General features: G+C 41.0%; 10 protein-coding genes and 1 pseudogene. 9 read left to right on the top strand and 2 right to left on the bottom strand.

What is annotated here, in order from left to right; all coding sequences use genetic code 11:
* Positions 1 to 337 precede the first annotated feature (337 nt).
* The 4 genes from SAGCYANO_RS43735 to SAGCYANO_RS43725 all read left to right on the top strand — a co-directional run bounded on the left by SAGCYANO_RS43735 (position 338) and on the right by SAGCYANO_RS43725 (position 2727).
* The gene (locus tag SAGCYANO_RS43735) at positions 338 to 1567 is read left to right on the top strand and encodes a serine/threonine-protein kinase (protein ID WP_237397295.1); all 1230 of its coding nucleotides are present in this window, start codon (positions 338 to 340) and stop codon (positions 1565 to 1567) included.
* Complete coding sequence (locus tag SAGCYANO_RS47195; RefSeq protein ID WP_237397294.1) at positions 1513 to 2172, top strand: hypothetical protein; 660 nt, start codon at positions 1513 to 1515, stop codon at positions 2170 to 2172. The genes SAGCYANO_RS43735 and SAGCYANO_RS47195 overlap by 55 nt, the downstream gene beginning before the upstream one ends.
* Positions 2173 to 2299: 127 nt before the next feature.
* Entirely contained in the window at positions 2300 to 2503 is a 204-nt protein-coding gene (locus SAGCYANO_RS43730) for a type II toxin-antitoxin system HicB family antitoxin (protein WP_202225710.1), read from the top strand.
* A complete protein-coding gene (locus SAGCYANO_RS43725; protein WP_202225709.1) occupies positions 2500 to 2727 on the top strand; it encodes a type II toxin-antitoxin system HicA family toxin in 228 nt (75 codons plus the stop codon). Before SAGCYANO_RS43730 ends, SAGCYANO_RS43725 begins: the two co-directional genes overlap by 4 nt.
* Before the next feature lie 148 nt (positions 2728 to 2875).
* Here SAGCYANO_RS43725 and SAGCYANO_RS43720 read toward each other — a convergent pair whose 3' ends face one another.
* Entirely contained in the window at positions 2876 to 3103 is a 228-nt protein-coding gene (locus SAGCYANO_RS43720) for a type II toxin-antitoxin system HicB family antitoxin (protein ID WP_202225708.1), read from the bottom strand.
* Between the two features lie 515 nt (positions 3104 to 3618).
* Here SAGCYANO_RS43720 and SAGCYANO_RS43715 point away from each other — a divergent pair.
* The 5 genes and pseudogenes from SAGCYANO_RS43715 to SAGCYANO_RS43695 form a co-directional block, all read left to right on the top strand.
* A complete protein-coding gene (locus tag SAGCYANO_RS43715; RefSeq protein WP_237397293.1) occupies positions 3619 to 3882 on the top strand; it encodes a hypothetical protein in 264 nt (87 codons plus the stop codon).
* Positions 3879 to 4088: a PIN domain-containing protein gene (locus SAGCYANO_RS43710; RefSeq protein ID WP_237397292.1), complete on the top strand. Its 210-nt coding sequence runs from the start codon at positions 3879 to 3881 to the stop codon at positions 4086 to 4088. The genes SAGCYANO_RS43715 and SAGCYANO_RS43710 overlap by 4 nt, the downstream gene beginning before the upstream one ends.
* A 147-nt stretch (positions 4089 to 4235) precedes the next feature.
* Positions 4236 to 4466 (top strand): hypothetical protein, encoded by a 231-nt coding sequence (locus SAGCYANO_RS43705; RefSeq protein ID WP_237397291.1) that lies wholly within the window; start codon positions 4236 to 4238, stop codon positions 4464 to 4466.
* Positions 4467 to 4551: 85 nt separating this feature from the next.
* Positions 4552 to 4797 (top strand): AbrB/MazE/SpoVT family DNA-binding domain-containing protein, encoded by a 246-nt coding sequence (locus SAGCYANO_RS43700; RefSeq protein ID WP_202225707.1) that lies wholly within the window; start codon positions 4552 to 4554, stop codon positions 4795 to 4797.
* 61 nt (positions 4798 to 4858) lie between these two features.
* A pseudogene (locus SAGCYANO_RS43695) lies at positions 4859 to 5170 on the top strand (PIN domain-containing protein); the annotation flags it as partial.
* Between the two features lie 506 nt (positions 5171 to 5676).
* On the opposite strand, the gene SAGCYANO_RS43690 reads toward SAGCYANO_RS43695, so the two are convergent.
* Positions 5677 to 8373 (bottom strand): pre-peptidase C-terminal domain-containing protein, encoded by a 2697-nt coding sequence (locus SAGCYANO_RS43690; protein WP_202225706.1) that lies wholly within the window; start codon positions 8371 to 8373, stop codon positions 5677 to 5679.
* Between the last annotated feature and the right edge of the window lie 131 nt (positions 8374 to 8504).

Here is an 8504-nt window from a genome sequence, read left to right as displayed (position 1 = left end):
TTTTATGTAGCAATTATTAGTATTATCAAAATAATATAATTACTTTTTCTAGAAAAAATAAGTATTGAAGACAAGGAAAAATCTGTAAATTAATTTTTAAACAGCGCTAATTATTCAGCACCTTTCTATTGATAACTACTACCACTATCGGACTAAAGTAATGTACATTTAACTTGCATTTTTGTCCGCAAAATAAAAATAATTAGGTCTAATTATCCTTGACTTTGAATAAATGTTTTTCGCACTGTTGCCTGTTACCTGTTGCCTGCTATATGTGTGTGAAAATGTAAAAATATAAATAATTTTCCCATTGTCCTTAATCTAGACCTAACTGTAGATGACTGTACATCAGTCTGTTTTATCAACAATCCACTGTATTAATCCCCATTGTCTAAGTCCAATTCAGGCATGGGGCAATAACTTTTGTCAAAGTTGTGGAACCCCACTTCTACTTAACGATCGCTATATTCCCCTGCGAAAATTAAGCGCTGGTGGATTTGCGAAAATCTACATTGTTTGGGACCAAGAAACTCAAACCGAACGTATCCTGAAAGTATTATTGGAAAGCTCTCCCAAAGCACTCGAACTATTCGACCAAGAAGCCTGGATACTTGCCAGTATGCGTCATTCAGGTATTCCTAGAGTCGAAACAGGAGACTATTTTCATCTACGCAAGCGAAATAGTCAGCCAGCAGTTGGCCACTCTAGTCAATGGTTTCTCCCATGCCTGGTCATGGAAAAAATTGATGGTTGTACCCTAGAAGAAATCCTGGAACAATATCCCCAAGGATGTCCAGATTTCTATGTAATTAATTGGCTTTCCCAAGCTGTAGAAATTTTATGGGAATTACACCGCCGGAAAATTATTCACAGGGACATTAAGCCTTCTAATTTAATGTTGCGGGAAATCCAACCTTCAACTTTGACAAAATCTTCTTTATCCTATTCTTTTCATCATCAACGAAAAAAAAGAGGTCAACTGGTCATAATTGACTTCGGAGGGGTAAAACAAATTAGTAGTTATAAAATCCAACCTAGAGAAACTGTCGCAAAACGCAGCACAACCAGATTAGTCTCTCCTGGATATAGCCCTCCAGAACAAATTAATGGAGGTGAAATAGGCCCATTCACAGATTTTTATGCTTTGGGCCGTACTTGCATTCATTTACTAACTGGTCAATATCCAGCAGAATTGGAAGACCCCTCAACAGGTAAGCTAAAGTGGCGTCAACTTAAGCCTGTTCATCCAGCTTTGGCTAATTTACTTGATGATATGGTGAGCTTAGATCCAGCCCAACGACCAGCAACAGCAGCAGAAGTGCAAGTCCGTTTAGCTAAAATTTATCGACGGCAAAAGAGGTCTCTGAGAATATATTCCTTAGCTACATTAGCTACAACTGTTAAAAATTTATTAATAGCTCAGTTGAAAAATCTCAGTGAGAATATTAATAGGTTATTTTTTACCCTGTCTAAAATTTTTAATCAAATAATTTCAGGTTGTGTAGATACAATTTGGGAAATGGTACTGGGTGCAGTTGGGGGAGTATTGGGGCAACATTCGGATTAATTTTTGCTTATTGGTCAGGTATAGGCGATCGCCTCGCTAGTATATTTACTAATCTAATTTTTCTTGTGTGGGATGTTCCCCTAAATATTGGTCCGGAAATACTTGTCTTTGGTTTGGCAGGTTTGGGAACGGGAGTTGGTTTCACGGATGTGGGAGGTTTAGGTCAACGTCGTCGTTATTGGTTGGCTGCATTTATGGGAATTATTGGTTACATTTTGGGTGGGTTATGTTGGCAATTTTCCCAAGTTGGTAGCAGTGTCTATACGACAAAAGAAGATTTAATTATCCTAGAAATTATGGGGAAATTATCTGTGGGGGTAGCTACTGGTGTTGTTACTCTAGGACTTGGTTTAAGAAAGCATAACTTTATTTATGCTTTGATAGTTGCTGCTTTGACGGCGATAGTTTTTTTTGGTTTGGAGCAATTTAATATTTTTCCAGAGTTATTTTTACAGTTTAGTGTTGTTAATCAAAATCAACCTGATTTATTAGAATTTTTTGCAAGCATAACTTTTTTCAGTTTGTTAGGTTGTATTGGTGGTTTTTGTTTGGGTGTGAGTCATTATGTGATTGTTCCGATTTTACGTTGGTTAGGTTTACGATAAGTAGAGCGATCGCTGCCTAAAATTTGGTTTGTTTAGTAGTAGGGAGACAGGGAGCGATCGCTTCGAGAGGAAGTACTATCCCTTGATTCTGGTGCTAAAATAAATAAGTCAGTTAACGGGTATAATTATGAATATAAAAGTAGTATTAGAACCAAGTGAAGAAGGCGGATATACCGTTTATGTTCCATCACTTCCTGGTTGTATTAGTGAAGGAGAAACTATTGAAGAGGCATTGACTAATATCCAAGAAGCTATAGAACTTTACCTTGAACCCATTGAAGATGAATTTCCTATGTCCGCAGGGGCGATCGTTAAGGAATTAGCATTATGAGTAAAGTTCCCAATCTTCCCTACACGCAAATTATTGCTGCTTTAAAACGTGATGGGTGGGTAGTAGTGCGTCAACGGGGTAGTCACATTAGATTGCACAAACAAATGCCAGATGGAGTTTTAAAATTGACGGTTCCAGCTCATCGCTCTGTCAAGCGTTCGACTTTAGCCATAATTTTAAAACAGGCAAGAATAGACCTTGACAAATTCCTAGATTTGTTGTGAAGAAAGCTGCATTGATTCAAGGTTGACTTTTTCAAGGTGCTTTAGTAGCATTGCAACACAACAAAATAGAGCGATAATACTCCGCACCACTGGCGCTTAAGCTCTTGTTTGATAGTTGAGAGACGGGGAGCGATCGCTCCTGCCATCTTTATGCTAATTGAAGAATTTGTTCTATATTTTTAGGTTGTGGAAGGCTTTTACCTTCTTGCTGATATTCTTCAACTAACAGCTCTAATACTTCGCAAGCATTTTGTATTGCTTCTTCATAAGAATTTCCGTGAGTATGAAATTTTTGAGAAGGAAATTCTGGTAAATGAACCAGATAGCAGTTATCTTCATCCGACCAAAAAATGACGACTGTATAGGGTAATTTCATTCTTCTGACTCCTGTTGTTCGATGGTTTTTAACATTTCCAATTTGCGATTAACTTCTTTTTATATGTAAAGTTTAGCGTCTTCTCCATCTCTACCTGCAATAGTAATAGGTTGGTCTGGAAGTAAAGGATGAACCCATCTAGTGTGACTGCCTTTTGCCGAACGATAAATAATATCAAATCCGGTTAAATACTTATTATATGAGATGGGGAGATGGGGAGATGGGGAGATGGGGAGATGGGGAGATGGGGAGATGGGGAGATGGGGAGATGGGGAGATGGGGGGATTTAAGGCGAGAAAGTGTGGATAGAATTATAAACATATACTGTATAACCGGATTCTATATAAATCCTGCCTTGCGTAGCATACTTTTTAGTTCCCTAATTTTTTTTGGCATGGATGGACGGAGAAATCATGTTTAAGGTTAGATTTTTTATTAAAGCATAAAAACTAAATTTTTCAAATGAGGTTCAAACTTTAGATTGGATCGAAAATCCAACAATTACAAATTGTGTTATGATAATAGTCGTTAGTCTCAATTCTTATCAAGGTGATACCATGTTTGTCAAAGGTATAAAACAAGGAAGAAATATCGAAACTTTTGAGGATATAAACATTCCTGATGGTCAAGAGATTTTGATTACCATTGAAACAAGGGGTAGTTTCTGGAAAAGTCTCAATAACTTTCGTCAAGAACTTGATACGGAAGGAATATGGCTCGAACCAGAAGTTTTTGAGGGAGTTCGAGATTCATCATCTGGTAGAGAAGTAATTTTATGAGTTTACGTTTTTTGCTCGATACTAATGTTCTATCGGAACCACCACGCCAACACCCGCACCCAAATGTGATGGCAAAGCTACAACAACACGAAGGAGAAATTGCTACTTCAACTACAGTGTGGCACGAACTTCTGTTTGGTTGCAGTCGCCTTCCCAATTCTAGGAAACGCAGGTTTTTAGAAAGATATTTGGCATTGCTGAATTAAGGTATGAAAGTAGGTTTATAAGGAATAGGGAACACTTAACTGGGAACAGGGAACAGTTAATATTAACAAGTAGTTCAAACCATCCAAAATACAAAATCCAAAATATAAAATTATCAAATCATACCCAGAATCAGCAACGCCAGATATTTGAATGAGATAGTTCGTTCTACTATTCCGATTCTACCTTATGATGTTAACGTTGCGACATGGCACGCCCTTGAAAGAGCTAGATTGACCAGTATTGGCAAAACTCCTGCTTTTGCTGATGGTCAAATTGCAGCAGTTGCTAAAGTTAATGGTTTGATTCTGGTGACGAATAATGTGTCAGATTATCAGGATTTCTTGGAGGTTACAGTTGTTAATTGGTTTGTTACATGAATGTTGCGATAGTAGGAGTTGGAAAACTTCTCTATTTTTGTAAATATCCATTAAAATTAAGTAAATTTAGTAAATATTTATAGTAATGGCCAGTACAATAGTTAGCGATCGAGGGCAAATAACGATTCCTCAAGAAATTAGGGACTACCTTAAACTAAATGCAGGTACTAAAATAGAATTTGTCATTGATGAAGAAGGAGAGGTTAAAATAATTCCTCTGAAATTCTCTGTGGAAGACTTGTCGGGTATCCTACATTATCCTGGAATTGAGAAAGCAACCATTGAGGATATGGAAAACGCGATCCAGGAGTCAGCTAGTGATTGCACTTGATACTAATATTCTAGTTCGCTATCTGACTAGAGATGACTAAGTACAGTGGCAGAAAGCACTAGAAATTATTAGAGAAAACCAGCCATGTTTTGTTTCTAATATTGTGTTGTGTGAATTAGTTTGGGTTCTCAAAAGTCAAGCATATAAATTTAGCAAAGACCAAATTATCAACACTTTGGAAATGATGCTACAGAGTTCAATCTTTGAGTGGGAAAACCCTTCTGTTCTTTATCAAGCTATTGAGCGAACAAAACAGGGAAGTGCAGATTTTTCTGATTATTTGATAGGAGCGATCGCTCGCCAAGCAGGTTGTGTAGAAACTGTGACCTTTGACAAAAAAATTAAGAGGAGAAGCAGGGTTTCACTGTCTTGAATAAAAGGCGATCGCTCCTAAAATCTAGTTTATTTGGGAAGGGAGCGATCGCTCTTGTTTAAGAGAGTCTGGTAGTAGACCATTTCTGCCGCCACTATCACATTTTCAAGCTAGACACGCTACTACAAGACTACTACTCTTGACATACTCCCGACGTTGCGCATAGCGCGACAACGCGGGATTCTTCAGTCATGAAAAAAATGACCGCTGTTTCGTGTGAGGTGATGTCCTCCCCCCTGTATTGACCTTGATAATAACATGCATACCTCCTAGCTTGTCAAGGGTATAGGAAGGTTTTATTTGTGGAGGTATCCTACTCTTGGCCCTGGCTTTCCCTTATGACGCTCCCCTAATAGCTGCCGCCACCATCCTCCGCCAACGGGAGAGCGCGGGACTTCCCTGGCGGGAAGTTAATCCGTACATCCGTGCCATAATCTGTGTGAGCTGTCCTCCACCCAACCAACACTTATCGCAACATTTTAGATGTGTCAGTCCACTACTGGACTCTAATTCTGTACAATGAAATCGGTACGACTGAGTTCTGGTTCGTTGGTTAAAATGGCAAATCTACCGCCACCGCCAAAACCAGCGTCACTACCGTTGGCGTTATAGAATAGCGATCCGTTGCTGGAATTATAGACAATTTCGGCGTTGCTGGTGGCTGCACTAGCGTTGTCTGTGATAATTGCGAAATCGTTGGCAATCAGGCGGTTGCCTACTCTGCTTTCGAGACTGGTGAAAGTGGTTTTGTCGAGAACTATGTCGTCTTGACCTACGACGAAATCTGTAATTATATCTACGCCGAAGTCTGCTCTGCGGAAGCGGCGATTAGTTTCGTAGATAAACCGATCTCTTCCTCTGCCGCCAGTTAAGGTGTCATTGCCTGCACTTCCTGTTAAGCGATCGTTGCCTCCCCCACCTAGAAGCTCGTCTCTGCCGCCACCACCTATAAGGTTGTCGTTGCCACTGGCACCTCTTAGAGTGTCGTTACCTCCGCCACCGCTGAGGGTGTCTCTGCCACCACCACCGTTGAGGTTGTCGTTACCTGCATTGCCGTCTAAGCGATCGTTACCGCCACCACCGAGCAGGTTGTCGTTGCCCCCTCCACCTCTTAGGGTGTCGTTGCCCCCTCCACCGCTGAGGGTGTCTCTACCTCCACCACCGTTGAGGTTGTCGTTACCTGCATCGCCGTTTAAGCGATCGTTACCGCTGCCACCGCTGAGGCTGTCTCTGCCTGGGCCACCGTTGAGGGTGTCGTTGCCTGCACCGCCGTTTAAGGTATCGTTACCACCGACACCGTTAATTCGATCGTTGCCACCTCTGCCGTTGATGTTGTTGCCGCTGGAGGTGCCTTGGAGGTTGTCTCCCCTGTTGGTTCCGGTGGGGTCTTGGCTGGATAAACCAAACGTACTTAAAGTGTACTCGCCTGTATTAGTGTCACTTCCATCAACTATCACAGTATAAGTGCCATTACTGGGTAACTCAATGCTACTAATTTCTGGATCGCCGGTAGTGAAAGATGTCGAGTTCAATTCTGAGCCGTCAGGATTTAGCAATGTTAAGCTTAAACTTCCAAAATCATCCAAGCGGTTGTCTGCTACCAGAGAGATAATATCTCCTGTTTTGCCGATGAAAGTAAAGGTATCTTCGTCAAATATAGGGTCAATCACACCATTAATTGCAGCTCCATCCTCTAGTATAGCAGTAGCAGAATCTTCCCTTAAGTTAGATAAGCCTAATGTGTACTCGCCTGTTGCTAAACTCTCACTATCGACTATCACAGTGTAAGTACCATTACTGGGTAACTCGATGCGAGTAATCTCTGGATCGCCGGAAGTGAAAGATATCGAGTTCAATTCTGAGCTGTCAGGATTTAGCAATGTTAAGCTTAAACGTCCAGAATCATCCAAGCGGTTGTCTGCACCTAGAGTGATAATGTCTCCCGCTCTACCCCTAAAAGTAAAAGTATCTTCGTCAAAGATAGAGTCGATGTTAGCACTAGCTGTAGCTCCGTCTCCAGATAATTGGGTAGTAGAATCTTGCCTTAAGTTAGATAAGCCTAATGTGTACTCGCCTGTTGATAAACTCTCACCATCGACTATCACAGTGTAAGTACCATTACTAGGTAACTCGATGCGAGTAATCTCTGGATCGCCGGAAGTGAAAGATATCGAGTTCAATTCTGAGCTGTCAGGATTTAGCAATGTTAAGCTTAAACGTCCAGAATCATCCAAGCGGTTGTCTGCACCTAGAGTGATAATGTCTCCCGCTCTACCCCCAAAAGTAAAAGTATCTTCGTCAAAGATAGGGTCGATGTTACCAATAGCTGTAGCTCTGTCTCCAGATAATTGGGTAGTAGAATCTTGGCTTAAGTTAGATAAGCCTAATGTGTACTCGCCTGTTGCTAAATTCTCACCATCGACTATCACAGTGTAAGTACCATTACTGGGTAACTCAATGCTACTAATTTCTGGATCGCCGGAAGTGAAAGATATCGAGTTCAATTCTGAGCTGTCAGGATTTAGCAATGTTAAGCTTAAACGTCCAGCAGCATCCAAGCGGTTGTCTACTCCCAGAGTAACTATATCTCCCGCTCTACCTGTAAAAGTAAACTGATCTTCATCAAAAGCAGGATCGATCGTCTCCTCAATAGTTGCCCCATCTCCAGGCAACGTATTCATCTCGATCGCTACTTCAACCCCATCTAAAACAATAACCGCACTATCATCCTCACTCTTCAACAACTCCAACTCCAACCCACTCAACTCATCCCCGCGTACCAACCGCGATAAAATATCACCTTCGTCTCCAGCAGCATCCTGACTATTAACAACTGAATCAACAAAATGACCGATCTCTTCCAACCAGACAGCAGCAACTGCCTCACCACTACCAGCATTCGCACTCAAATACTCCTCGGAAAAGTAGATCGTATTAGTATCGGTCGAAAAAGCACCCATCGCCCCATTAATCTCATTGCTAGGGCGAACCTCAATCCCTGGCAAGTCGCTAAAATCTCCTGTCCCCCAGGCAGCAGCTAACTCAGCCGCCTTCTCAAAGTCGAGGTCGTTGCCAAAAGCAGTCTCCAGATTTGCCAAGAAATTCGGGCTAGTGGCAAAGTCCCCCAGGGCTTCTTTAGCAATAGACTGAGCCGACTCCAGAGATTGGTCAGGATAACTGATGCTGTATTCCAAATTACTCATTGGTTGATCCTTTTGAATATATATAACGGTAAAAAATGTAGATAAAATAACAACAAATTGTTGATTATGATCTTACAATACAAACCTCTATTTTGCCAACTTCAAAAAATGTGGATTAAAAGAATTGATAA

Source organism: Okeania sp. KiyG1 (genome assembly GCF_014132355.1).
Classification (GTDB): domain Bacteria; phylum Cyanobacteriota; class Cyanobacteriia; order Cyanobacteriales; family Microcoleaceae; genus Okeania.
This window is presented reverse-complemented; position numbering and strand designations above follow the sequence as displayed.